This window comes from bacterium, assembly GCA_024224155.1.
GTDB lineage: Bacteria > Acidobacteriota > Thermoanaerobaculia > Multivoradales > JAHEKO01 > CALZIK01.
This window is the reverse complement of sequence record JAAENP010000198.1, coordinates 1-23,934: the sequence shown is the minus strand read 5'-3', so window position 1 is coordinate 23,934 and position 23,934 is coordinate 1. Positions and strand designations below refer to the sequence as shown.

At 62.1% G+C, this 23,934-nt stretch carries 18 protein-coding genes and 3 riboswitches; of the genes, 8 read left to right on the top strand and 10 right to left on the bottom strand.

From position 1 onward, the window contains the following. Positions 1-914 precede the first annotated feature (914 nt). The 6 genes from GY769_10935 to GY769_10910 all read right to left on the bottom strand — a co-directional run bounded on the left by GY769_10935 (position 915) and on the right by GY769_10910 (position 7,931). Positions 915-1,589: a hypothetical protein gene (locus GY769_10935; GenBank protein MCP4202433.1), complete on the bottom strand. Its 675-nt coding sequence runs from the start codon at positions 1,587-1,589 to the stop codon at positions 915-917. 168 nt (positions 1,590-1,757) lie between these two features. Continuing rightward, positions 1,758-2,135 (bottom strand): hypothetical protein, encoded by a 378-nt coding sequence (locus tag GY769_10930; GenBank protein MCP4202432.1) that lies wholly within the window; start codon positions 2,133-2,135, stop codon positions 1,758-1,760. 443 nt (positions 2,136-2,578) lie between these two features. After that, positions 2,579-3,094: a hypothetical protein gene (locus GY769_10925; GenBank protein ID MCP4202431.1), complete on the bottom strand. Its 516-nt coding sequence runs from the start codon at positions 3,092-3,094 to the stop codon at positions 2,579-2,581. Positions 3,095-3,254: 160 nt separating this feature from the next. Continuing rightward, positions 3,255-3,524: a hypothetical protein gene (locus GY769_10920; protein ID MCP4202430.1), complete on the bottom strand. Its 270-nt coding sequence runs from the start codon at positions 3,522-3,524 to the stop codon at positions 3,255-3,257. A 1,328-nt stretch (positions 3,525-4,852) separates the two neighbouring features. Next, positions 4,853-5,203, bottom strand: a complete 351-nt coding sequence (locus GY769_10915) for a hypothetical protein (GenBank protein ID MCP4202429.1) — start codon at positions 5,201-5,203, stop codon at positions 4,853-4,855. Between the two features lie 823 nt (positions 5,204-6,026). Next, a complete protein-coding gene (locus GY769_10910) occupies positions 6,027-7,931 on the bottom strand; it encodes a S8 family serine peptidase (protein ID MCP4202428.1) in 1,905 nt (634 codons plus the stop codon). 41 nt (positions 7,932-7,972) lie between these two features. Further along, a riboswitch (cyclic di-GMP riboswitch) is annotated at positions 7,973-8,082 on the bottom strand. A 204-nt stretch (positions 8,083-8,286) separates the two neighbouring features. Between GY769_10910 and GY769_10905 the strand changes: the two genes are divergently transcribed. Next, positions 8,287-9,381 carry a DUF4388 domain-containing protein gene (locus GY769_10905; protein ID MCP4202427.1) on the top strand — a complete coding sequence of 365 codons (1,095 nt, stop codon included), beginning with the start codon at positions 8,287-8,289 and terminating at the stop codon, positions 9,379-9,381. Here the strand turns inward: GY769_10905 and GY769_10900 are convergent. Next, complete coding sequence (locus GY769_10900) at positions 9,201-9,743, bottom strand: cyclic nucleotide-binding domain-containing protein (protein MCP4202426.1); 543 nt, start codon at positions 9,741-9,743, stop codon at positions 9,201-9,203. The genes GY769_10905 and GY769_10900 overlap by 181 nt on opposite strands. A gap of 591 nt (positions 9,744-10,334) precedes the next feature. Between GY769_10900 and GY769_10895 the strand changes: the two genes are divergently transcribed. The 3 genes from GY769_10895 to GY769_10885 all read left to right on the top strand — a co-directional run bounded on the left by GY769_10895 (position 10,335) and on the right by GY769_10885 (position 14,174). Then, entirely contained in the window at positions 10,335-11,009 is a 675-nt protein-coding gene (locus tag GY769_10895) for a class I SAM-dependent methyltransferase (GenBank protein MCP4202425.1), read from the top strand. 209 nt (positions 11,010-11,218) lie between these two features. Beyond that, positions 11,219-12,706, top strand: coding sequence for a hypothetical protein (locus GY769_10890; protein MCP4202424.1), 1,488 nt, complete (start codon positions 11,219-11,221; stop codon positions 12,704-12,706). Positions 12,707-12,817: 111 nt separating this feature from the next. Further along, positions 12,818-12,938, top strand: a riboswitch (cyclic di-GMP riboswitch). A gap of 21 nt (positions 12,939-12,959) precedes the next feature. After that, positions 12,960-14,174, top strand: a complete 1,215-nt coding sequence (locus GY769_10885) for a hypothetical protein (GenBank protein ID MCP4202423.1) — start codon at positions 12,960-12,962, stop codon at positions 14,172-14,174. 76 nt (positions 14,175-14,250) lie between these two features. On the opposite strand, the gene GY769_10880 is transcribed toward GY769_10885, so the two are convergent. Both GY769_10880 and GY769_10875 read right to left on the bottom strand, forming a co-directional pair. After that, on the bottom strand, positions 14,251-15,960 hold the full coding sequence (locus GY769_10880; protein MCP4202422.1) for a PQQ-dependent sugar dehydrogenase: 1,710 nt from the start codon (positions 15,958-15,960) through the stop codon (positions 14,251-14,253). A 72-nt stretch (positions 15,961-16,032) separates the two neighbouring features. Continuing rightward, entirely contained in the window at positions 16,033-17,127 is a 1,095-nt protein-coding gene (locus GY769_10875) for a DUF2911 domain-containing protein (protein ID MCP4202421.1), read from the bottom strand. 472 nt (positions 17,128-17,599) lie between these two features. Here GY769_10875 and GY769_10870 point away from each other — a divergent pair, with 472 nt between their 5' ends. From GY769_10870 to hpt, 3 genes are all read left to right on the top strand, one after another. After that, the gene (locus GY769_10870) at positions 17,600-17,980 is read left to right on the top strand and encodes a hypothetical protein (GenBank protein MCP4202420.1); all 381 of its coding nucleotides are present in this window, start codon (positions 17,600-17,602) and stop codon (positions 17,978-17,980) included. 59 nt (positions 17,981-18,039) lie between these two features. After that, a riboswitch (cyclic di-GMP riboswitch) is annotated at positions 18,040-18,160 on the top strand. Positions 18,161-18,281: 121 nt separating this feature from the next. Further along, positions 18,282-19,742 carry a hypothetical protein gene (locus GY769_10865; protein MCP4202419.1) on the top strand — a complete coding sequence of 487 codons (1,461 nt, stop codon included), beginning with the start codon at positions 18,282-18,284 and terminating at the stop codon, positions 19,740-19,742. Between the two features lie 28 nt (positions 19,743-19,770). Then, positions 19,771-20,298: a hypoxanthine phosphoribosyltransferase gene (gene hpt / locus GY769_10860; protein MCP4202418.1), complete on the top strand. Its 528-nt coding sequence runs from the start codon at positions 19,771-19,773 to the stop codon at positions 20,296-20,298. Between the two features lie 66 nt (positions 20,299-20,364). On the opposite strand, the gene GY769_10855 is transcribed toward hpt, so the two are convergent. Then, entirely contained in the window at positions 20,365-21,864 is a 1,500-nt protein-coding gene (locus GY769_10855; GenBank protein ID MCP4202417.1) for a serine hydrolase, read from the bottom strand. A 178-nt stretch (positions 21,865-22,042) separates the two neighbouring features. Here GY769_10855 and GY769_10850 point away from each other — a divergent pair. After that, positions 22,043-23,934 (top strand): ATP-dependent Clp protease ATP-binding subunit (locus GY769_10850; protein ID MCP4202416.1); only part of this gene is annotated, 1,892 nt, incomplete at its 3' end.

The following is a 23,934-nucleotide window of genomic DNA, read 5'->3' as shown; positions in this document are numbered from 1 at the left end:
GTCTCGGATTCGAACCGTGCCGTTCCAAACTCCTGGCATACCGATCCGGGAAAGAGGAACAGGTGCTGACTCGGAGAGCGCTCGCTGCAAATGAGCTGAACCACGAAACCCCAGCGCTTTCGCTCTGCCCTCAAGTACTTCGGCAGACCAGGATTTAATCTCGGCAAATGCCGACGAAGCGCTGCATTGGTACATCTCAACGCAGTCCTGTGACGGAGTGGAGGCGATTATCGTGAATGTAGCCAAAAGACCCTTACCCTCCGCCGTCTAACGGATTTTGAGCTCACCGGCACCGCCCAGCCGATGCAGGTGAACCTGGTTGTTGAGGTGAATCACTGATCGAAGCCTACGAGCGGCTGTAAGAAGGAAAGGGCGGCGTCCGGTGCAGCGAGGGGTTAGACGGCGTTGACTAACGGCCCCCAAACCACCAGTCAACTGGGTAGGCGCCGACGAAGAAAAGCAGAACTGCCAGTGCGCCGGCAAGCAGCACGACAGCAAAAGCCCAAGAGACCGCACGCCGCTGACCGCTAGACGTGGCTAACCTGGCCGCGCTAATAGCTGCCAGCAACGACGGAACTGCGAGAAACAAAATAACGCCGAGACCCAGGTAACCTGGTCCGGTGCCTGCGGAGGATCCGTACCGGAAGCTTGCCCGAAGCCCAAATACAGCTGAGCCAAGCCCAACGACGGCAAGAACTAAGCTCGCACCGAATGCAAGGGCGAAGGGCACCCTCCTGCCCTCTTGTGACTCGGCTAGTCCTTGGCCTACGGATGACATCCACGCCGTCTAACGGACTGTGAGCTCACCGGCACCGCCTGCCGTGCAGATAAGAACAAAGCTATTGAAGCTAACCACCGGAACGAGTCTACACCCGGCTCGGAGCACACGAGGCGGTGTCCGGTGCAGTGAGGGGTCAGGCTGCGCCTAGTGCAACGGCATTGGACTTGAGGCTCGACTCGATCCATCGGGGCGTCAGATCGTTTGCTTCTACATAGGCCCGCAGAAACTGTTCTGCCTGCCTTGGCTCTGGGAGTTTCAGTTCCGCTGTCTCGGATAGCCGGGTAACCGCGGGCCACCGACTGTGGACCCAGTCAACCAGTAACGGAGCGGAACTCGTGACACGGACGCCCTTCGGAACCGCCGAAAATATGGCAGCGTCCAAGGCCAAGACTGCCCCATGAACTGTGGTGCTTAGTTTGTAAGCGCTGGTCAGTGCAGTACCCATGACCGGAAAGATCTTCAGCAGACCAGTTCCCATAGCGCCACTATTCGCCGCAGCCGAGAAACAACCAGTGATATCCGCAATCTCACCAGCGGAAATAGCCGCCTTGACCGCACACCCTTTCGAAATCATGTGGCACATCAGGGCAACCGCGACTGCAATCGACCGCTCCCCTTCGGGCCTGTCCCAGTCAGGTTGCACGAGAAACCCGTCGCCCAAGCCGTAAGCGAATAGCCGCTCTTTCTCCCCGCTGAAGGCTTTGTCCCCGATCGCGTGAATCGCATCGGCCAGTTTGGCTAGATGCGAAAGAGCCTTGGCTTCGTTTGACCGATATACCGAATCGAAACCCTCGACATCGATCCACAACGACCAAGTAACCATCCGCGCTCTCTAACGGACTTTGAGCTCACCGGCACCGCTGGCGGTGCTGATGAGACCTACGTTTCTGAAGCCAACCACTGAGCCGAATTCTACACCCGGCCCGGAGCACGCGAGGCGGTGCCCGGTGCAGCGATTTGTTAGGCGGCTTCGCACCTACGGCCCAGTTACGTGGACCCGGAAGTGGTGTGTGAGATAGAACAGCAAAACCCAGTCCCACGAGCCGCCATCCGGTGTCGGTGAGAACCGATAGATGAATTCACCCAGCTTGCCACCGACTAGGCCAGAGCGCTGCCGCACGACCGTCTCGAGTTCGTCGCTTGTCTGGGGTTCGATGCCAACAGTGAAACTGGTCTCTTTCGGGAGAACCTCGCCGCTCTGACGAAAGTGAAGGCAACGGACGATCTTCGTCGCTATGCGGTCGATCCGCCTTTTTGACAAAGGTAGGACGTTTTCAACTTCGGCCTCAGTGAGCACGCGGCCCTCATAGGTCGTGAGGGGTGTCACCTTGTGGTGCTCACGGACGAGGTCCATGGTCCTCGACTAGAGCCGCCTGAAGGGCTGGGCTTCGCTCTAACGAGGAGCCAACGACCTTTTCCCGCCACAGACGCATGAGATGCGAATTCGGATCTGCGGTCGTCGCGATGTAGATCCGGAAGTACTCGTCGTCAAGTCCACTGCCCTCGTTGCAGTCTGAGCAGGTGAACACCGTAATCGTGTTCGTCGGCCTCGGCTTCAAGAAAAGCCCTCTCGGCGGGACGTGGTCCTTGGTCAGTTGCTTCTGCTCGGTGCAAATGGGGCACTGGCCAACGCGTTCTTTAGTGGTAGCGGTCATCACTAACCGGCCCCAGTGCCGCCTAACGGACTCTGAGTTCACCGGCACCGCTGGCGAAAGCGGCCGCTTGCAGTGAGCTGGTGAACCTGAACATGGTTACGGTTGAAGAATGCATACGGGCGGTGTCCGGTGCAGCGAGTTGTTAGCTGGCGCCCCACCACATTTTCCGTATTTCCCACAGGTCTGGAACACGAACCCAGAAGCCCATGAAATAAACAAGATTGACTGATCCCACCAGCGAACAAAACGGGAGTGCTTCGGAACCTATGTACGTTCGGCCAAAGATGGGGGTGTTGAAGACCTCGCCGTAAACAAATCGATCACCCTTAGAGTCATTGGCTATTCGAATCATCACCTTCGAAGCCGCGGCGCGTTTTCCGATTCTGCGAAGCCTCCGATCTCCTATTTCCCTTGCATCATCTTTGGCTATGAAAATTGTTGCAGACGGCGAGCGGATATCCGTCTCATAGCCCAATACGTACTCCCGATAGTCCACCCGCCCCCCGATTTCCCTTCGGTATTCGTCGCCAGTCGTGAAGTACCAGTCCACAACCTCGCTCACAAGTTGCTTGCGCCCGTCAGCGACCCACAATAGCGACTGAACAGCGACAACACCGAACACCATCCAGACCAAGGCGCGACGACGAAGGTTTTTCATGCGACCAGCTAACGGATTTTGAGCTCACCGGCACCGCCCGCGGTGCTGACGAGAACTACGTTTCTGAAGCTAACCACTGACCCGGAGTCTACACCTGGCTCGGAGACGCGAAGGGCGGTGTCCGGTGCAGCGAGGTGTTAGGCGAGCAGGTACACCTCGGTCAGCTCCTTGGGCGGAGAAACACCACGAACAGCTGCGGTTGTGTGTCAGCGTAGTCAAGGTAGGTCCTGAACGTGGCGTGATATCCCGGGGCGGTCACCTCGAGACCCACTAAGTTGACCTTGCCGGGTGCTGCGTAGTCCCGAAGTGAAAACACGCCGTCCTCCTCGCTGCTCACTCTGGTCTGCCACGATGACTCCCGGTTGGGATGCCCGTCTGCCTCGAGAGTGTGGAACAGGGTCACGGTGGCGCCGACAACGGGAGTACCCATCTCAGGCAGCGGATGGCCTGTCACTTCTGCAATTAGGCCGTCGGTCAAGCCCGCTGGTGCAACAACTACCCTTCCAACAAGGTGATACTGCCTCCCACAGCCCAGGACGAAGAGTAAGCAAAGGAGAAGACAGAGCCTTGGCCAAACCTCTCGCCGCAAGACTGCTGTCATGGCGCTTTTGCTACGGCTCGTTGCCTGCCGCCTAACGGATGAGAGCTAAGCCGCGCGCGAAGCGCGTTGGCTTCAGCGATTTGTTATGCCGCAGACGCTTCACCATCGAACTCGGAACCAACCAGCTCTGCGCGGCAATCCACGAAGCTCGCCGGTAACCCTGCCGGTCTCCCTTAGTTTGTAGCAATACCCCCGCTGTGCCCTTTGCGGACGACTCGCCAGAGAGTCATCAGAGCGTACAACTGGAAGGCCACGATGACACTTACGCAGACACGAAGAACACCCCATTCAAGACTCAGGTCGCCCTCCCCATGGTAGATGTCAGTGAGTGCGAGATGGCTAACCAAGACCGCAATGAGCGAGGCGAGCCCAAGGGCAATACATACTTTCACCGCCCGATTGAGTGTCATTCTCCTCTCCTTTCGCCGCTGTCGGCATAACGGATTGTGAGCTCACCGACACCGCTGGCGAAACCGGCCGCTTGCAGCGAGTTGATGAACCTAAACATGATCATGGTTGGAGCGAACGTACCGGCGGTGTCCGGTGCAGCGATTGGTTAGGTGCCGAGTACACCTGCTCTCTCAATCGCGCCCTCGACGCCGTGCTGCTGCCTCGGAAGGCTCGAGGAATACTTCGGCCAAGTGGCCGTCAAGGGCCTCACGAAACTCGTTACTGCCAAAAGTACCAATTGCGGAAGGGATCTCGAGATCCTGCAGTAGAAGAAAGTACTCTTCCAGCCTTGAGGTGCTTCGATCGGTCAGACCACCGCACAGCCAAATCGACGGCACCGGCGAAGTGTCGCCCGGGCGACGACAAGTTGTCGTAGGTAGGAGAGCGCCAACCAAACCTACGAACTCTTCACATCCGACACCCTCTTCACAACGACTCGCCGCCGCTGCAAGTTCCTGGCACAAAGTCGCCGCCTGACAATTCTCCGCTGCGACTGAACCATCAGGTCCGCTTGAGGCGCAACCCAAAACCAAGAAAACTAGTACTGCTTCACGCATACCGACTCGGCCCCTCGGCACCTAACGGGATTCTGAGCTCACCGGCACCGCCTGCGGTGCAGATGAGACCTGCGTTCCTGAAGCTAACCACCGGATTGAAGTCTACACTCGGCCCGGAGCACGCGAGGCGGTGTCCGGTGCAGCGAGTGGTTAGACGGCGCTGGAGCCTGACCGGACAGTAGCCACTGCTTCGCTGGGACGAACGTACCACCACCAGTAGAAGGGCATGGCCCAGAAAGCGCCGAAGAACAGTAACGCTATCCAGCCATTTCGCTTCGATTCTGGCACGCGCGGATTTCGAGCCGCATCGACGAGAAAAAGAACCCATCCAGCCAACAAGACGAGCATCACGTAGAAAACCCAGTAGAGCCCAAAGTGTTGCCCCATGTGACGAGCTGCCAGATTGTTCAGAGCGTCCATGAATACAGCGTAGATAGGCAAGAAGACCGGAAAGACTCCAGCAAAGAACGCAAAAACGAACACCTTCCACCTTGCACTCATGCTCGTATGTGCCGTCTAACAAGTTATTCGGCGCCCGATTTCAGGAGCCGAACGGTGAATTCGATGCACGTATGCACTCCGGGTGAGACTGGCGGCGATGTTCAGGAGAGGCCCTGGAAAGCTGGCTGGTCCGCGTTGTGGGGTCGCAGGCGGCTTAATCGCTATGGTGCATGCGGTGGTCTCATAATCCGGGCCGAAGTGGGAGCCCGAGAAAAGCGCGCTGGGGAACGCTCGGGGCTGCGATCCGGGCCTACGCCCGAGATGAGATGTCCTGCACATGTCGGCCCTTTGGTTTGGATCAAAGTAGCACAGAGGCCGGGGCCGATGCAGCGCCGACTCGACTGAGGACTCTCGACACCGGAGGGCTCGAAACGAGGGTGGTTCCCGATGGGTCGAGGGACAGAGCCTCAGCCCGCAAGCTCCGCACGCGTAGCCACCATCTGGAAGCAGCCTAATTCAAAACGAGCGGGCCGCCCGTTTCGATAGGGCCACCCCCTCTGGCACACTCCTGGCACACTGGACCCTAACAATCGGCAGCTTTGGACCGTACGTCTCAATCAGACGACCCCACCTAACTTACTCTATTGATTGTGGTTATCTGTTGCGGCTAGCCGTCGCGTTTTGCCTCGTCTCCGACTCAAAATCCGTTGAGGGCAACCTCGTGGGGGTTCGACTCCCCCCTCCGGCACCATCAAGTGATCTCGTGATTGCAGGGAGTTTGGAGATTCACTGGTGTGGCTCAAGAACGACGACTGCCTCGGCGGGGACGTGGATTGGTCTACGGCTATCGAGTTGGTCGCTGGCCTCGCGAGGGCCGGAGGGGTTACTCGAGGGTCACCTCGTATTCATTTGGTGCCGTCTTGGTGACACCGTTGTGCATGGTGACGATCGACCGTACTCGGTAGGTTCCCTTGATCATCTCGATATCGGGAATATCCTGGGCGCGAGACTGCACGTCCCGCAACTGTCCTCCCACTGAAGCAGCGCAGTTGTCCCATGCCGAGGTGATGACGAATCTCAGCACGCCCGCTTCATCGCGGAGCTCATAGCGCGCGGTCATGGTCCCGTAGTAGCCGTCGCTGTACTGGGCGTTCTCGTGAACGTCTACAAGGGTATGAAAATAGATGTCTTCACCTGGTGCGAAGCGGGTCTCGGGCTGATCGACGTTTCCCTTGCTGACCAGGAAGTGCTCAATGGTGAAGTCTCCTTCGGTCTTGTGAATCGGCCGTCTGTTGCCTTTGCCTGCCGCAACCACCAGGGCAAAGGGCTGCGGTCCCTTGGGGACCTTTTTGCCTTCGACAAATACCGTCCATTCGCCCGCCTGTGGGTTCTCGACGACGATGTGCTCGGCCGTGTCCCGACCATTGCGTTTCATCTTCGCAGGCTTTTGCGGACGTTTGGGATTCAGGGTCAGCGGTCGGATCTTCTTGCCGTCGCCATGGCGAATCCAGAGATCCAGGTCGTTGACGAGCCTCTTCTTGGGAGCATCGTGCCAGGCCAGCGTCACCCGCAGCTCTTTCGCGTTGCCTTTGACCTCGAAGGCGTGAGCCTGTGTCTCATTGTGTTCGATAGTGTCTTCGACAAAGCGCGACAGCACCTTCCTGTATTCCCTGACGCCCTCTTGTCCGCTGATCGTCTGAGCAGCGTATTCGGCATCGAGCTTTCCATAGCCGTAGGTGTAATCCGGCCCGTTCGGACCGAGATCTCGCGAGGAGTTGATCAGTATGGCTTTCAGAAGAGCCGAGCTGGGCTCGGTCCCGTGAATCTCACTGTACTGCTGGAGAATCAGCGCGGCAGCGCCGGCAGCAACCGCGGAGGATCCCGAGGTTCCGGAACCGATGCCATATTCATTCTCGGGACTCAACACCTGGAGCTCGTATCCGGGTGCGACCAGGTGCGGAGACAAGCGTCCATCGTAGGCAGGTCCTCGAGAGGAGAAGCCGGCGATGACGTCGTCGTGCATCGTCGCGCCGATCGAGAGTATGTTTTTTGAGTTGGAGGGTAGCCCTGAAGTGTCGAACCCCGCGTTCAACCGATGCCAGTCATCCACGACGAATGGAACTCCAAAGCCATTCTCCAAAGGATAGAAAGGAACCAAATAGGCGTCGTTTCCGTTGGCCCAGACGCTGAGGACGTCGGCTTTGAGGATCATCTTGTCCAGGTCACGGTTGAAACTGCCGTAGTACCCCAAACGGCCCATGCTGGCCTTGAGACCCCGAATGGCACCAGCAAAGAACGGTGGATATCGTCGGGGAGGCTGAAACTCCGTGTCGTGGTCCGGCCCCCAGGCGTTGTGGGAGATCCGCAATCCAAGGGTTCTCGCAGCATAGGCGATCTCGTCATTGGGCTCATACGAATCGAGCATGGAGAGGATCGTGGCGTCCGGCGCCGGACCCCGGGTTTCCGATCTGAGTCTTCCGGCTGAGGCGATATTCCCCGCCATTGCGGTCGCATGGCCGAAGTCGGCCCCGTCGAAATCAGTGGTATCGACGTCCGCCGGATCGTGCATGGCGATCACCCGTCCGGCTAGCTCCTCATGATCTTCGTCCACCAGCCAGGCATCCGTCACACCCACCAGAACACCGTCACCCGTCGGGCTGTGGTACCGGTTGTTGCCGAGGATTCTGTCGACGTTCATCCCTTTCCCCGCCCTTGTGTCGGCGAGACTGACCTCTACCATCGCCAGGGTCAGCAACACGAATGGAATCGCGAATAGGACGGATTGCATGCGGCGTCTCATCTTCTTTCTCCCGAGTTCGGAAGTCGCCCTTCGGCAGCCAAGGCGATCCTGAGATCCTTAGCGATGTGATCGATCGCGGAAGACGCGAGGACCCACAGCTTTGCGGCACCGGCTTTCGCCGGTTGTGCCGTTGCCGGGGTACTTCCACCAGAGCAGAGTCATCTCGTTTCCACCACACCCGGAAGGGTGGGGCCGGGTTTACGCACACAGGCTCTCGCTTCCTCGATGGTGAGGGGCGACATATGGGACGTCATGGGCCGAGTCGGGTTTCAGCTCTTCGGAACACAGCTCGGCGGAGCTTGGAGAGCGGTTCCGCCAAGACCTGCCCCGATATAGTCAGACTGTGGCTATCAAAGGGCGACTCGACGATCTGCGACTCGGCGCGGTACTGCAGCTACTCGCCCTATCGGGCAACAGCGGCCGCCTGAGCCTCGCGCAGCCGGCCGGCGAGGGCTTGATCATTCTGCGAAAGGGTCGGATCATTTTCGCAGCCTCGAGTTCGGTTCGCGAGGCCATCGGGAATATCCTGCTGTGCAAGGGGCTCATAACCGATGCCCAGCTCAAACGGGCTCTCGAGACTCAGCACGCTTCCGAAACCGAGCGGCGCCTCGGCACGATTTTGGTTGAGGCCGGCTTCGTGTCGCAAGAAGCGCTTCAGAACTCGGTGAACCACCAGGTTCGACGCGTGCTGCACGAGCTTCTCGAGTGGGATCAGGGGTTCTTTCACTTCGATCGCTTCGAGGTTCACGAGCGCGCGGAGATAGAGGTGGAGGCAAGCGACTTTTTCGTCGACGACGGTCTCGCGGCCGACAAGCTCCTGCTCGACGGCATCGCCGAGCAGCTCGAGAGCGAAGAGACCGATACGGAGCCTCCCGAGGCGCGCTCGCTACGGAGCGTCATGAGAGAGTTTCGGACGCCGAGTTTTACGGGCGAGGTCACCCTTCCGGTGCTCGACTACGCCCGGAACCTGGTCCGTCGGGGAGCTCTTTTCAGCGCCAGTCCAAGCGGCTTCTCCGGAGTTGGCCAGTTCGGTTTTGACTCTGACGGGTCCTCCGGAGCCCGGCGTGTCCGTGCGATTCGGCTGCCACTTCGCGAACCTTCAGTCTTCCGTGAGGCGATCGCTCGCAGGGAGCCCCACATCCTCGCACCGGAGGACAATCCGACCAATCGGGGGCTCTTGCGCCAACTCGGTGGTGGCTGGCCCGTGGAGACCCTGGTAGCTCCACTCGTCGTCAGCGGCAGAGTTCTGATGATCTTTTATGGAGACAACTTACCGGCCGACGAGCCGATCGGCTCGATGGGAGGCTTCGCCGAGGTGCTCTCTAACTCCGCCCTGACCACGCCTTGGATCCGCACTCCCAGCCACGACAGATCCACCAGAGTGGCCTGGCGCGAGTCCGCGTCTTCGTCATTCAACCGGATGTCTTTGTTGACGTAGTAGCGAACCGCCCAGCGCTTCGCAAGGCTAAACAAGGTCTTGACGTTCACCGCATGACCTCGGGCCGCGGCCAGCTGCATCTTGATGGCTATCAGAGGTTGGTTCTCTAGGAAGGCCAAGAGTACCGAGGTGTCGAGTCTCACGAGAGCTCCCGCTCCCTCGGCCCGGGCGGTCTCGCTACGCTCATGACCATCAAAGAGGCCGCTCTCACCAAACGAGTCGCCCGACCGGAGTCGACCGAGAGGCTCGTGCGCTTGGTCCGGCGGCCCCCCGAAGAGCATCACGGTCCCCTCTTGAACGACATAGAAGCCGTCGGGAGGATCTCCCGCTCGATAGATCGTCTCGCCGCCTGCAATCGGCATCACCGTCGAATTCGTCGCCAAGCAGCGAAGGTCCCTTTCGCTCAATGATTGAAAGAGTGGGAGTCGCCTGAGCGTTTCGGTCGGCATGACTAACCGGCCCTCTTCCCGACAAGGCCGAACCGGGGGAGTCCGAGCCAGATACGGTACCTACAAGTTGGCTCAGATCCCCGGCGGACGTCAGCCAGCCGCCCAATAGAGCTGACCCTGGTGACCCCGAGCCTGCCTGGTGCTCGAGGTATTAGAGACTGTCGCCAGCGGTCAAAATGCGTCTCCAAGGCAAGGCCCTCTCAATGGCCTTCCCAAAGCTCAATCCGGCTTGGCGCACCATAACCTTCCGCAAGTCAGAATGATGACGGGAGGGCCTCGAGCATGCAACAAAGCGCAAACCGTACGGGAGTGGAACTCCGGTTGACGGACTTCCGCTCCGCGCGCAGCACTTCGAGTGCTCACGAGTTGGACTTGGCCCCATCCTGGTCCGATATGTTGCCCTTTTAGGGCCAATTTGCCGGTCATTCAAGAAGTCTCGCCGCACACCTACCGCTGAAACAGAACCGGGCGCCCGGCCAGGCGCTGTTGACGTAGTGTTCGCCCATGACCGAACCGAACGAGCCGTCGACCTGGGAGCGGGCCGAATCGGTCGAGAAGTTCGCCAACCGCGATCCCGATCTGCGGCTGATGGAGCTACTCGAACAGGTCGCCGACCCGGCCGCGATGAGGGTGCTCGACCTCGGCTGCGCAGCGGGTCGAAACACCGTCGAGTTGGCCAAGCGTGGATTCGACTTCCAGGCACTAGATGGCTCGCGAGCGATGATCGAGCGCACCACGGCGCGGGTCACAGCGGTCCTTGGAGAGCTGGAAGCCGGGCGCCGGGTCCACCTGGGCCGGATGGACGACCTGAGCGCTTTCGGCGACGCAGCGTTCGACCTCGTCGTCGGTCTGGGGATCTTCCACTGCGCCTCGAGCCGCGTGGAGTGGGACCGGGCGATGGGCGAGAGCGTACGGGTTCTAGCCCCGGGAGGCCGTCTCCTGATCTCGGTCTTTACGCCGGAGACCGATCTCCAAGGAAAGGGTATCCGCCCGTTTCCAGAGGAGCCACACGTCTACAGCGGCTTCTCCTCGGGCCGCACCTTCCTGGTCGACGCGGCAACGCTCGACGCTGAGTTGGCGGGCCGTGGCCTCGAGCCGGCAGTTCCCACCAAGACGGTGCGAGTCGAAATCGAGCGGGGGCGCCGCGTCGTGGTCAACGCGCTTTACGAAAAGGGCTGATTGGGTCCCATCGCCGCCGGCGTCGAGGCGAACATTGAAATGGTCTTCCACGATCATGGTCGGAACCCCACCCGAAGGGGCGGGCTCGCGGGCCCTCCCTCGGCTATTGGCGGTGGCGCCAGGCGACTGTAGTCTTTTTGCAACAGGCAGTTGGGTGCGGCTCCCCGAGGACGATTCCCCGTCCGCGCCGCCGTAGCCGGGAGGTGATTATGCTTGCCATGGAGGTTCCGGAGGTGCGGCTATGGCCGTGCCGACGATGGCTGTCCGGGAGCTGCCTGCTTTTCGCCCTGGCGACGACGGCCCCGGCAGCGGAGATCAGGGTCGATGCCGGCTGCTCTCTGGTGGACGCCATCGACGCCGCGAACAGCGACGCGGCAGTAGCCGGCAGCTCGTGCGAGGCCGGCAGCGGCGCCGACAGGATCATTCTGACGAGTCACGTTACGTTGAGTCTGCCCGTCAACTATTACCTGGGTTGGAACGCGGTGAGGCCGATCACGACCGACATTACGATCGATGGGCGTGGCCACTACATCTACAGATCGGCCACCGCCCCCTTCATCTTCCGCTTCTTCGCGATCAGAGACTTCGGCACACTGAGGCTCGAAAACGTGATCCTCGAGAACGGACGAGAGTACAAGGGCGGGGCCGTTTACAACAACGTGGCTGGGCTGGTCGTGAGGAACAGCGTATTCCTGGGCAACGACGTCACCGACAAAGGCGGCGCCATCTACAACCGAGGAAGCACAGAGATCGAGTCCACCCTGATCTGGGGGAACTCCGCCGGCTTCCGCGGTGGGGGCATCTACAACGCGGACGGCGACCTTTCCGTCCGGTACGGAGCTGTGGGCGGTAACGAGGCCGAGCTCGGCGGCGCGGTCTTCTCCGCCGGCGGCACCCTCATCCTTCTTCAGACCGATATCCATTACAACGAGGCAGACGCGGGAGCGGGCGTCTACAACGAGCACTACATGTGGGCGTGGGAGACCCTCTTCCACGACAACACGGCAAGTGGAAGTGGAGGCGCGCTATTCAATACCACCACCTCCTCCGGGGAGGCCTACGTTCGCAATTCGACCTTCTCGGCCAACACCGCCTTCGACGGCGGCGCCATCTACAACGACGGTTTTCTGAACGCGACGCTAACCACCTTCTCGGGAAACGCCTCCACCGGCCCCGCGATCTTCACCGTCGCCGGCTTTAGCGCCGCCACGGGCAGCGACGCGAGTCTCTCGTCTTCGATCGTTGCCGACAGCACCGGCGGGGGCCACTGCAGCTGGTGGGAGATCGTCGACGAAGGCGCCAACCTGGGGTGCCACGGTGACGAGGTCACCCACTTCGACGTGAATCTGCAGGACAACGGCGGACCGACGATGACCCACGCCCTGTACGGCGCGAGCAACGCCGTCAACGCCGCCATAAACTGCGGCCCTTGGGTCGATCAGCGAGGCGTCGCGCGGCTCGGCGGCTGCGACATTGGCGCCTTCGACTTCGGGCTCTGCGAGGACGACGTCCTCAGAGATGAAGAGATCATCATCGGCAAGACCATGAACGTCTGTGAGCACGTCTGGATCGGCCCGAATGTCGAGGTGGTGAGGGGTGCTTTTCTCTCCGTGACGGCAGGCGGCACGATCACCCTCCGCAACGGCTTCTCGGTCGACCGCGGCACCAGCGTCACCCTGAGCGCTGGCTCGTCGTGAAGTCTGCTGGTGCAGTCGATGACGGGCTCTGCCGCCGCCTATCGGCTGCGCACCCATCCCGCCCCTTCGGGTGGCACTCCTACGCAGCGGTCGGCGTGACATTTTAGGTTGCCTCGATAAGGGCACACCTGGGAAAACCCAGAGCCGCAAAGCCACGGGTCCTCGCCTCCTCCGCGACGCTCAGGCCACAACGCTCAGCCACGAAGGACCCCAAGACCGCCGAGCTGCCGAAGGGCCGATAGGAGGGCTCGCAATGGTCAAACTCGGACTTCCGTTCACCTCACTCTTCGCTCTCGTACCGCTCATTGCGCTGGCCGCAACCGAGCCGCCTTCACTGACCCTCCGCTCCGACGGCATCCAGTTTCCAGACGGCACCCTCCAGACGACGGCCCCGGGCTCCTACGCCGACGTGATCATCGTTGCCAAGTCGGGCGGGCATTTCACCTCGATCCAAGCCGCCCTGGACAGCATCCCTCCCCCACCAGTGATCAGTCGCAGCCTGGTCCTCGTGGCGCCGGGCGTCTATGACGAGCAGGTCACGATGCGGCCGTTCGTAGATATCGAGGGATCCGGGGAAGGTGTGACGATTATTCGCTGGTCCGGGTCTACGAGTTTCGATTCAGGCACGGTGGTCGGCGGCCACTATGCCGAGCTCCGCTCGCTGACCGTCGTCAACACCGGCGGTGACGACAATGCGATAGCGATCTTCCTCGAGGAGGTGTCGACGACCCTGTCCGAGGTTTCGGCGTTCGCGACCGGAGGTATCTACAACAGCACCGGTATCTATATCCGGAACTGTTCGCCGACGCTGCGCCATGTCAACGTTTCCGCGGAAGGCCCGAGTTACCACGTCACCGGCGTCTACAACTCCAACGCGTCGCCGACGATGACCCGGGTCGTCGCGTCGGCCTCGGGCGGCGGCTACTCCAAAAAGGGAATCGTCAACGGGAGCTCTTCCTCACCTCGCATGACCCTTGTCGAGGCCTCAGCCTCGGGTCCCAGCGACAACTACGGCATCGAGAACGGGCTCAACGCCTCGCCGACGATGATCAATGTGACGAGTACGGCCTCGGGCGGCGAGTACAATTACGGCATATACAACAGCTCGTCGTCCTCGCCGCTGATGAGCTCGGTTGTGACGAGGGCTTCCGCAGGAAGCGCAAGGAACGTCGGCATCGCTTTGGGAAACGGCGTCATGATGAGCTCGAGCGCGTCGGCGTCGGGTCCGAACGAGAACTTCGGAGTCGAGGGGTGGGCCTCGCCTGAGGGTGAGATTCACAACTCGCGCGTGTCTGCCTCCGGAGGCGTGACCAACCGAGCAGTCTACGTCTCGAGCTTGGCCTCAGTGAGAGTGGCCTATAGCCAGCTAGCCGGAGCGGTCCTCGGCTCGGGTGTTTCCTGCTTTGGGGCCTACGATGAGAACTTCGAGGCGCTGGGCCCCGACTGCCAGCCGATCCCTCCGCCCTGACCGGCCGAGGGCTTCGAAGCGGTCACCAGCTCCGCCCCTTCACTGCGCGACGAGACAGGCCCGCCGCGAGCTCTGGTCACCTTCTGAGGGAGACTCCGTCGAGTAGCAATCGGCCCGAGCTTGCCGGTGGCGTTCCGCCGGGGAGGCCGAGCTTCAACGCGCCGGCGAACCGGACACCGGTCGCCATGTTTTCCGCCGACGCGCGGACAGATCCGTTCTTGCTCAGGCGGGCCACGCCGTCGCGCGAGCTCGGAGACGAAGCCGATCGCCATTCCACGGCCAGCTGCACCGCGGAGCGAGTTTTGAAACGCATTCGGCCCACCAGCCGCTCTCCGGCTGAGCCTTCGCTCACCCACAACGCGGCTCGATAGCGCTTCCGGGAGATCTGTTCGAGAGCCAGACGCAGGTGGACGCCACGGCCGTCGCTCAACGTCAGAGCATCGGCCTGGCCGCCCGCCAAATCGAGCCCGCTGGTCTCCGCAAAGAAGCTCACCTCTAGGTCGGTCGAGCGTTGGGTCGCCCGGGTGCGAACAAAACGCTCGCGGCCGTCGGCAGCCGGTATCGCCAGAGCGAATCCCGATCCGGCGAGACCCGGCGCCACGATCTCGACCGGCCCCTTGCGCGTCCAGCCGGCGAAGCTCCCCGACTCGAAGCCGCTGGCGAAGACCTCGCGGCTCACCACCCGATGGACCGCGCCTCTGAAGTCGACGACATACAACTCGCCCTCTTCGTCCTCGCCAAAGGTGACGAGCCGGAGGTCGGTTTCGGCCAGCACTCGCGATATCCAGACTCCGTCGCGGTTGGGTTCGGCTCCCCAGATTACTCCCGAGCAGTAATCCCCGAACAGATAGTGCCCCACCAACGTCGGTCCGCGGCTGCCGCGATAGCGATAGCCACCGGTCACGGAGCAGCCCAAGTCATGGCCGTACTCGAGGATGGGCGACACCAGATTGTCGGCATCGCAGTCCGAGGGCGGCTCGAAGCACGCCGATCCCTCCATCCGGCGCCAACCGTAGTTCTGGCCGCCCGGACTCGCGGCGGCCTGGAAGTCAACCTCCTCGATTCGGTTCTGGCCGACGTCGGCAATGAACAGGTCCCCGGTCAACCGGTCGAAGCTGATGCGCCAGGGGTTGCGCAAACCGTAGGCCCAGATGTCGTCCCTGGCCCCGGACTCGCCAACGAACGGATTATCGGACGGAACCGCTCCGGGTCCGCCGTCGACATCCAACCGCAAGATCTTGCCGAGCGGTCTACCGAGACTCTGGGCGTTGTTGTCCGGATCGCCACCGTTGCTGCCGTCCCCCGAGGCCACGTAGAGGTAGCCGTCCGGGCCGAAGGCCAGGTCACCACCGGTGTGGCCTGCGGTCGTCTGTGGGATGGCGAGAATCCGGAGCTCGGAACCGGCGCGGGCACGGTTCGGATCGGCGTTCGACACGCTGAAACGTGCGATCACCGAGTCGCCCGACAAGTCGGAGTAATGAACGAAGAAGTAACCGTTGCTTTCGTGGTCGGGATGGAAGGCCAGCCCGAGAAGTCCGTGTCCACCCTGGCAGCAGGTGACCCGGTCGCGGATATCGAGGAACGGCCTTCGGCGGACGGCTCTGTCCTCGATGACATGAACCCTCCCGGCGCGCTCGACCACGAAGAGACGGTTGGTGCCGTCGCCGGCGTTGACCAGGCCCAGCGGCCTTTCGAATCCCGAGGCTACCGGCTCGAGCTCCACCGCCCCGCCGGCCAGGAGTGGACCGGCCGAGAACAGGAAGACGGCAAGGAGTATGCGGCTCATGTCAACGCGGTCCGTGGCCCCAGACCGCGATCGTAGCAAGTCGTCGAGTCGCCTACTCGCGATGACTTGCGCCTACTGTCCTCTCAGGCCGGCGAGAACCCCTTCGATGCGCGCCTTCTGGTTCTCGGGCGCCATCTCGAGTGCCTTCGAGTAGCTCTCGATCGCCAGAGCCGTATCGCCGTTGGCGACATAGGCTTCACCGAGACTGTCGCGGGGATTCCACGAAACGGGGTGATCGGAGACGTTCTTCTTGAAGATCTCGATCGCCTTGGCGACGTCGTTGCGTTGCAGCAAGTAGCGGTACCCGATGGCGTTGGTCTGGTTTTCGTTGGCCATCGTAAGAGCTTGCTCTTCGATCGCGCCGGCCTCGTCCGCGCGCCCCATCTGTTCGAGCAGCCCCGATTGGGTCATCAGGTTGTTGGCGTTCTCCTCTATGGAAACCGAGCGCTCGGCCCACGCCAGGGCCTCTTCGTGGTTGATGTCGTTGTTCAGGCAGTAGGCCGCGGCGCTGTTCCAGCCTTGCCAGGAGAAGCCGGGCAGGTGCCGCAGATCGTTGCGGATCTTCTCCAACACCAGCGTTTCGCTATCCACTTCCACCGTGAACGGCACGGTCAGCTCTTCCCAATGAAGCGCGATCACGGCGTGTGAATCGTCTACCTCCTCGAAGCCGTAGCGCAGGCGCTCTTCGAAGGCAGAGCTCTTCTCTGGCGCGACCTCGACTCGCGCGGCGTCTTCGGCTTCGTCGTAGCTGAAGCTTCCCCACGAGGTCGAGTTGTGGCTCAGGATGACCGTCCATTTGTCTTCGGTCGGCAGCATGTGCAGGCCATAGGTGCCGGCCGCGAGCGCGGTGCCGCCGATCGTCACCGGATGGCTGAAAGAGATCGTGGTGTTGTCGTTGGCTCCGGCACGCCAGACGGCGTCGTGGGGCACCAAGCCGCCCCAGATGGCGCGACCGTTGACCGCCGGGCGGTGGTAGTCGATGGTGATATCGGTGATCCCGACCGTCTGACTGATGGCAGCGTGCGGGCTGACTCGGGGCAGGCCTTGGATGTTCTGCGCCGCGGCCGGGCCGGCCGCGATGCCAAGGCTCGCGATCGCGAGGACGGCGAGAGCGATGGAGGCATAGGGAGCTCGGGGAGAGAATCTGGCTCGACGAGGCTTGTGCATGATCGATCTCCTTATGGGGAAAAGTTTGGAAAAGCTGTCTTCCGAGAGCGATGCTCGCTCCAGAGATACGGTCAGTGGTCTCAGATGTTGCAGCGCCAGATCGCCGCCGTGTTGTGCAACAGATCTTCTTAACTCGGGTGTATCCCTCGGCTTGCGGTATTCGTCTCTACAGTGTGAGGCGACCGACGGGAGACGCAAACGACCTGAGACACGAGGAGCCCGAAGATGTGTGAAAAAAGGCCCAGAACCGATGAAGCGCAGGCGAAGCAGTTGCTGGAGACGACTGAGCCGCGGGGCCACATGAGCTGCCCCTGTGAGCCCAAGCGATGCCTTCCCGTCGCGGGTGCGGTGATGGCGGCCGTGGCGGTGGCATTGCTGATTCGGGCGAGGAAACGCTCCCGCCGCAAATCTCAACCGGTGCAGAGCCCGCACACGACGGGCTGTTGCGCCTGACCGGAAAGGAGGAACAAAGATGATCGACAGGCGCGCGCAGGTCGGGTGGTGCTGCTGGGGCCTCTGCAGGGCTGAACGCAGAGGATTGGCAGGACGCCTGGATGCGATCGGTTGGGGGGCGTTTTTCGTCTGGGTCGGCGTCGCCCTGCTGGCGGACGTCGGATGGGGTCCGGCCCTGCTGGGCATCGGATTGATCATCCTGGGGGGACAGATCGCGAGATGGCTCTACCGGCTTAGGCTAGAGGGGTTCTGGCTGCTGGTTGGCGCGGGATTCTTGCTTGGTGGTCTGTGGCGGGTGGTGGACGCTACCCTGTCGCTGCTGCCCGTCCTTCTGGTCCTGGCGGGTCTGGCTCTGGTGGTCGGGGCCCTGCTGTCGGGTCGGCTGAGCGACAAGGCCTGACAACTCCCGCCCCTACGGGTGGCGTATTTCTCGCAATTGCAGGCGTAAGATTCCAGGCGCCTCGACAAAGGCACACCTGGGAAAACCCAGGGCCGCAAAGCCACGGGTCCTCGCCTCCTTCGCGACGCTCAGGCCCTGACGCTCAGCCACGAAGGACCCCGGGACCGCCGAGTTGCCGAAGGGAGACGAAGGAAGCCTCGCTGTGCCGCCGACAGGCCGGGAACCGATCCAGCACTCGCTTTGCCAAGGTAGCGGAGACTCGAGGTACCAACAAAAAGGCAGTCCCAAGGAGAACGACGCCATGCGGTATGAGGCCCCAGCGACCCAAGGGCTCCTCTCGTCGATCGCAGTATTCGTGCTGACACTGAATCTCGCACCTAGCTGGGTCGGCGCCAGCTCGATCGGTCTCCCCGACCGAGCCGACCCGCGCGAGCCCGCGAAGGGCAGGTCGGCCGACGTTCAGGCAAGGCCGTTCGAGATTCAGGGGCATCGCGGCGGCGCCGGCCTTGCCCCTGAGAACTCGATGGCGGCGTTCGAGAAGGCGATCTCGCTTGGAGTCGACACTCTCGAGATGGACACCCAGTCGACCAGCGATCGTGTGCTCGTCGTCAGTCACGATCAGAAGATCGGAGGGAACTGCCGTCGAATAGACGGCGGCACCTTGGGGTCGAGGTTCCTCATGGACCTCAGCCTCGAGGACGTCAAAGCGATCAGGTGCGAAGGCGAGGTCGCCATACCGACGCTTGAAGCGGTCTTACGTCTCGCTCACGCTGCGCCCTATGCGGTCCGCGCCAATGTCGAGCTCAAGATGCAGAAGGCCTCACGCGGGATTCCAGTGGAGGAATTCGCGGCATTGTTGGTCGATGTCATCGACGCGACCGGAATGCGTGGTCGGACCCTCGTACAATCGTTCGACGCCGAGGCGCTGCGCTACATACGCCGGATCGCCCCGGATATCCCCCGCGCGGTCATCGCGCGCGACCGCGACTCGTACCTCGCGATGGTGGAAGACACGACGGCGTCGGCTCTGCTTCCGCGCCGTGACCGTCTCGAACGGGAGGACGTCGAGGCGCTTCACGCTCGGGGGGTGGCCGTGATCCCGTGGGTCGTTGACGATCCCGAGGAAATGCGGAGACTTCGATCCTGGGGCGTCGACGGCATCATCACCAACCGACCGGATGTCGCTCTCGACGTCCGGAACGGTCCGAGGCGGCGTTCTGCCGACGTGGAGGCCAGCTTGCCGCCGCCAACGCCCTGGCCCCCTCCCACCCAGCCGACCCCTCCGAGCGCCTCCCCCGCACAGATCACACCGGAAGTGACCCGAGATGCGTACGACATCAGCGAAGTCCGGAAGGTCGCGGTCTACTACTTCACCTCGGACGGCAGGATGGACTCGTACCTGACCTCCGTCTTTGTCGAGGAGCTCCGCAACCTGCGGGTCCACGAGGCGATCGACCCGTATGAGCTGGCGGACCAGCCGAGAGACGGCGAGCAGTATCATCCGGCTGGGAAGCTCGACGCCCTTTTCGAGGAGGCCGGTCTGCGTTCCGCCGAGGCGATCATCATCGGTGTCGGCAAGTGGTATCGACCCGGAGGGCTGGGCCGGGGTTTTCGACTCGAGGTGCGGCTGATCGAGGCGCGCGGGGGAAGGGTTTTGTGGCAGGAGACGGCAGCCTCGGGCGGAACCTTCAGCGGGCCCCCCGCCAAGCGCGAGGTCGTGCGCAAGGTGCTCCGCAGCTATCCCGGTGGCCGCAGGCGTTAGCTCCCGTCAAGTGCTACAGTGAATTCGAATGACACAGCTGCCGAGGGCGATCCTCACCGAGAGAGAGATCGGACAGCAGGTCCGGCATCTGGCGGACCGTATCTCCCGGGACTACCGCGAGGTCGACGAGCTGTTCATGATCGGCGTCCTGCGAGGCGCGTTCATCTTTCTCGCCGACCTGTCGCGGCTGTTGAAGATCCCGCGCCGGATAGACTTCATCGCCCTCTCCAGCTACGAAGATGGCGACCACCGAGGCGCCGTGCGGCTGATCATGGACCTCAGGTCGGACCTCGCCGGCCGCCACGTGCTGATCGTCGAGGATATCGTCGACACCGGCCATACACTGGCCTACCTGATGGAGACCCTGGCCGCCCGGCGACCGGCTTCCCTCAAGTCGTGCGTTCTGGTGCGCAAGCCCTCTCGGCATGAGGTGCCGGTCGAGATCGACTACCTGGGCTTCGAGATCGCCGACGTCTGGGTCGTCGGCTATGGGCTTGACTACAACGACCGCTACCGAACATTGCCCTACATCGGCGCTCTCGACGGGGGCGGTTGATCTCAGGGGCGCCGACCGAGTGTCGATCTGCTCAGGTTCGGTGCTCGCAGTTCCCGCCGCAGCCGGTCAAGGAGACTGAGCCGCCAGGGGTGGGCCCAGGGGACTTCCCAGCCCCCGGACCTCGATGGTTCTCTTGCTGATCGAGACGTTGTTGTCTCGTGCAAGGTCGTAGTTGTCTTTGTCTCGATCGACGGCGGTGATCAGGTAGTACTCTCCAAGTGGGAGATCCTCCGGAACGGCCGCTCGCGATCGGGTGCTCTTCTTCTTGCCGTCGGCCAGCGGTGCCAGGTCGGCCGAGCCGATCCAGCGGAGCTCGCCGGCACCGGTTGGCTTCGCCGAGAGGTAGAAGTCGACCTTGGTGGCCGCGGACGCGCGCTCGCCATGGTTCTTTGTTTTGGCGGTGAGGCGCAGAGTCTCGCCCGGTAGCACTACCCGCGGCCTGGCCTTGGGGCGAAGAGCCGCCAGGTCGATGATCTCCCGCGCCGTGAGGATCTTCTCCATCATCGGGAACGTCTCGACCATATCGAAGCCGATGTCGGAAGAGACCTCGGACCCCACAACGACCACCATCTCTGCGTCGGGCAAAACGACGATCGCCTGTCCGCCAAAATCGGTCGCCGCAAAACCGCGAAGATGATGAAGACGCGAGTCCATGAGAATTGACTCGAAGAACTCGGGCTCCAGAGTCCACCACATGTAGCCGAAGCCGATCCCCGGGATCCGTGGAGTGCTGGGGACCGAGTAGGCCCGGGTGCTTTCTTCGACCCAGGTTTCGGGAATGATCTGCCCGTTACCCCATTTTCCGTTCTGGAGAAAGAGCTGACCGAGTCGCGCGCGGTCCCTGACCGACATCCGGAACCAATAGCAGGAATGCAGGGAATACCTCATCTCCCAGCGGTAGTTACAGTCGCTTGCCTGGAAGTCCTGCATGCCGAGCGGGCGAGCGATCTTCTCTTCGAACTCCTCGAAGATCTCGCGGCCGGTCTCCTGAAAGTAGATCGTACCGAGTGCGTTGACGTCCCAGTTGTTGAGGTACCAGAAGGTTCCCGGCGGATGAGATCCACGCGCCGGCCGATTGTCCTTCATCCACTGGGACTCACACGCCGCCTCGTGGTAGACGCCTGATCTGGCTTGAAGAAGGTGGCTGATCTTGGCCTGTCTTTCCGCTCGGGTCAGCGCCGGCAGGTCGGTGATCCCGACCTCCTCGAGGGTCCTCTCTACATCGATGTTTCCGTTCTCTACTTGAGTTCCGTAGAGGGCAACCAACAAGGTTCCCCGCACCGTGGGGCACAGGTACTCTTTGCTCGAGTCGCCGAAAGCCGCCAGGACCCTTTCTTTGTAGACAAGGAAGGACGACGCCAAGGAGGCGTTGTCCAGATCCCCCCAGAGTTGCTCGGCCTCGGCGACCTGCTCTGACGAAAACCCGGCCTCCTCCGGTGTCTCCCATCTCGGCCAGTCGGCCTCGGCGGGACCGGCGACAACCGGTTGTGTCTGGGCCGCAAGCAGGCAAAGGCATGCGGCCGCCAACATCAGTGATCCGATTCGTGACCTGTGTTTTGTTGTCATGGTTTTGTTTCCTCCCGATGAGTGCTGCCGTTGTGTTCGCTCCTACCTGTGAACGCGACGTTCCATGTGGAAATGCGCACGCGTCAGACCGGTCTTCGGTTTGAAGAGGCGTCGGGGCGCGGTCTTCTTTCGAGTCGGCAAGGCGACGCGGGCTGGTATCGTTCGAGGAAAGGTCGAGATGAAGAAGATCACTCCAGCCGCCCAGGCTGCGTTCGGGCTAGCGGCGGTCGAAGCACGAGACCTGGGTAGCCCCGAGATCGACATCGAGCATCTCTTCCTCGGCCTCTGCAGGGTCGACTCGCTGCGCAAGATCCGGGCCAGTCAGACGTTCGAGCTTCCCTTGGCCGAACTTCGAAGCCTCGAGATGGAGCTCGCCGACTACTCTGTGGCGCTCAGGGCGAGCGGACTGCATCCGGCTCGCGCGCGTCGATACCTGCGGGCTCTCTGGTCCGAAGAGCGTCGAGGGGCCGAGAAGTTCTCCGGGCATCGGACGCCAGATTGCCGCAGGGTTTTCAAGCAGGCCGAGGCTCTGGGAGGAGGTTCGATTGATCTCGCTCGGCTGATGCAGGCCACACTCCAGGCTCCTTCGCGCCTTCTGGACCGATTGTTCGCGGAGTTCGGAGTGACGAGGGGGGCGATCGGACCTGCCCTGGGAGTCGCCGCGTCCAAGGCCCGAATGACACCTGTTGCGCCACAGGAGACGAAGCCGACTGGCCCGGTGGACGAAGGGGTGGCCAGTCAGTTCGGACGGGATCTGAGCCGGCTGGCGCATGCGGGAGATCTTCACCCGGTGGTTGGGCGGCGCGAGGAGATTGAGCAGGTTGCACGCATCCTGCTCCAGGCCAAGAAGAACAACCCGATCCTGGTCGGCGACGCCGGTGTCGGCAAGACGGCGATCGTCGAGGGTCTGAGCTCCCGCTTGGCGGAGGCCGAGGCGCCACGAGTGCTGAAGGGCCTGCGCATCATAGAGATCTCGCTGGGGGCCCTCGTTGCGGGAACGAAGTACCGGGGCGAGTTCGAGGAGCGGATTCAGGCGATTCTCGCGGAAGCTGAAGCCGACCCTTCGCTAGTGCTCTTCATCGATGAGATTCACATGCTCTTGGGGGCGGGTGCCGCGAGCGGCGCCATGGACGCGGCAAACCTCCTCAAGCCAGCGCTTGGCCGAGGCACCTTGCGTTGCATCGGCGCCACGACTACGGGCGAGTATCGGCGGCACATCGAAAACGATCCCGCCCTGGAGCGTCGCTTCCAGGTGGTGTGGGTGGACGAGCCCTCCCGAGACACGGCCGTGGATATCCTCCGGGGTCTAAGGCCCGAGCTGGAGGCGCACCACGGAGTATCGATCGATGAGGCCGCCCTTCAGAGGGCCGTCGATCTCTCGATCCGCTACCTCCCAGACTTCCGCTTGCCGGACAAGGCGATTGATCTGGTGGACCAAGCCTGCGCTCGGTCGATGCTAGCGGCGTTTAGCTCAGCGCGTTCCCCGGACCAGATTGGAAGGAGTGCCCCGAGCGAGAGCCAGACGATCGGTCCGGAGGAGATTGCAGGAATCGTAGCCCAGAGGTGCCAGGTTCCAGTCGAGCGCTTGACCGAAGCGGAGGGAGAACGGTTCCTCCGAATGGAGGAATCTCTGAGTCGGCGGGTGATTGGCCAGGAGGGCGCCGTCGCGACCGTGTCGAGCGCGATCCGGGCCGCCAAGTCGGGACTCTCCGACCCTCGACGGCCGCTTGCCGTCCTTCTCTTCCTGGGTCCAACCGGGACCGGAAAGACCGAGCTGGCCAAGGCCCTGGCGGAGTTTCTCTTCGAGGACGAGCGCCGGCTCGTCCAGATCGACATGTCCGAATACGGCGAGCGACATGCCGTCGCCAAGCTCATCGGCGCGCCCCCCGGATACGTGGGTCATGAGGCGGGCGGCCAGCTCACCGATCGCCTCCGTAGCCAGCCCTATTCGGTTGTCCTGTTCGACGAGATCGAGAAAGCCCACTCAGACGTCTTCGATCTCTTTCTTCAGATCTTCGAAGAAGGGCGCTTGACCGATTCCCGGGGCCGGCGAGCCAGCTTCCGCGACGC